Below are 1,362 nucleotides of genomic sequence, written 5' to 3'. Positions count from 1 at the left end.
AACTCTCGACGAGTTGGGGAATCTCCGGATGTTTCCATCAGTGCATCCAGCAAAAGGCGCTGTTTTTCATGACTTTCTTTTAGCACATCGAATATGTTCTTCATCTCTGACTCCTTATCGGATTAAGAATAGTTGGTAAAACAAAGGGCGGTTATCACGCCGCCCTTTTTTGCTGTTGGTGGATGAGGTGAACGCTTAACAATCTTTGTCTTCCGCGTTCAGATTCTCTTTAAGGTTTTCACAACCATCTTCAATGGCGTTTTGCGCTTCTTCCGCAGTCTCATCCAATTTTTTGCCCGCTTTTTCCATTGGCCCTTCATCACTACACGCCGCTAAAGCAAATACCAAACCAAATACTGCGGCGATACGATAAATAAATGACGTAACTCGCATGCTAACTCCTATCTATTTACGTTTTTCTTTCCAAGTATCACAAATACTATTGATACAATTAATGACAACAGGAACAGATAAAATATCACTTGCGCGACAGCTGCGGCGGCACCGGCAATACCACTAAATCCGAGCACCGCTGAAACGAGAGCCAAAGCAAGGAAAATAAACATCCAACGAACCATGGTGTTGTCTCCTTATTTTTAAAGTGAAAGCTCAATATTAGTTATTACTGAACAACTTCAAGCTTATCGACAACCTTATTTACATCGTTGGTATTATTTGCAATCGATAATGCCAGATCGTGCTCGGCATCTGAGTTCACTTTACCGGTTAAGGTTACGGTTTTATTTTCTGTGGTGACATCAATGTCTGTACCACTAACGCTGGTATCCATCAGTAAACGAGTTTTCACAATAGTAGTAATTTTTGAATCCGTTAATGCAGCAAATGCATCAGAATCGGCATCTTGTTTATTCTCACTCACTACCGTTAGCTCGTTATTTACTTTTTTCACACCATCAAGGCCTGAAACCAACTCTTCTGCCAGCGACTTTTCCAAATCGTTATTGACCGAACCTGTCAGCGTAACCACCTGATTTTCAACATCAGTGTTGATATCAAAAGAGTTCAGGTTGCTGTTAAGCAGTAAGGTGGTTTCTGCTTTACCATCTAGCCAAGCGTCCATGGATTCTTTTTCCCATTTATCACTGGCTAATACTGCGGTAGATGACGTTGCAAGAACTGAAGTAAGTACAATTTTAGCTGCGATGTTATTCATGGTAATTCTCCTATATTGACGTTGCAGTTCTAATAGAGCAAAGCATGTGCCAACTTTATAAGTAACTATTTTTAAAGCGTTTATTTAAAAACAGCCATTATATTTAAGATGAGAAAGAAACCATTCGTGAATAATTTACACAGAAGAAATGTAATTTTTAATCATTGAAGAAGAAAAGATAAATAGAG

3 protein-coding genes and 1 pseudogene are annotated in these 1,362 nt (G+C 39.2%); all 4 read right to left on the bottom strand.

What is annotated here, in order from left to right; genetic code table 11:
* A pseudogene (locus R7P35_RS24510) lies at nucleotides 1–104 on the bottom strand (hemerythrin domain-containing protein); the annotation flags it as partial.
* Nucleotides 105–195: 91 nt separating this feature from the next.
* Nucleotides 196–393 (bottom strand): hypothetical protein, encoded by a 198-nt coding sequence (locus R7P35_RS24505; RefSeq protein WP_005466987.1) that lies wholly within the window; start codon nucleotides 391–393, stop codon nucleotides 196–198.
* Nucleotides 394–401: 8 nt separating this feature from the next.
* The gene (locus R7P35_RS24500; protein WP_005478615.1) at nucleotides 402–578 is read right to left on the bottom strand and encodes a DUF1328 family protein; all 177 of its coding nucleotides are present in this window, start codon (nucleotides 576–578) and stop codon (nucleotides 402–404) included.
* 44 nt (nucleotides 579–622) lie between these two features.
* Entirely contained in the window at nucleotides 623–1,174 is a 552-nt protein-coding gene (locus R7P35_RS24495) for a BON domain-containing protein (protein ID WP_005496656.1), read from the bottom strand.
* Nucleotides 1,175–1,362: the final 188 nt, after the last annotated feature.

The sequence above is a fragment of the Vibrio sp. Vb0304 genome (genome assembly GCF_033338995.1).
GTDB lineage: Bacteria > Pseudomonadota > Gammaproteobacteria > Enterobacterales > Vibrionaceae > Vibrio > Vibrio alginolyticus.
The sequence above is the reverse complement of the archived record's forward strand: the minus strand, read 5'-3'. Positions and strand labels throughout refer to the sequence as shown.

Coding starts and splice junctions, on each gene's coding strand:
- R7P35_RS24500 (WP_005478615.1), bottom strand. CDS start 578: ATGGTTCGTTGGATGTTTATTTTCCTTGCTTTGGCTCTCGTTTCAGCG.
- R7P35_RS24505 (WP_005466987.1), bottom strand. CDS start 393: ATGCGAGTTACGTCATTTATTTATCGTATCGCCGCAGTATTTGGTTTG.
- R7P35_RS24495 (WP_005496656.1), bottom strand. CDS start 1,174: ATGAATAACATCGCAGCTAAAATTGTACTTACTTCAGTTCTTGCAACG.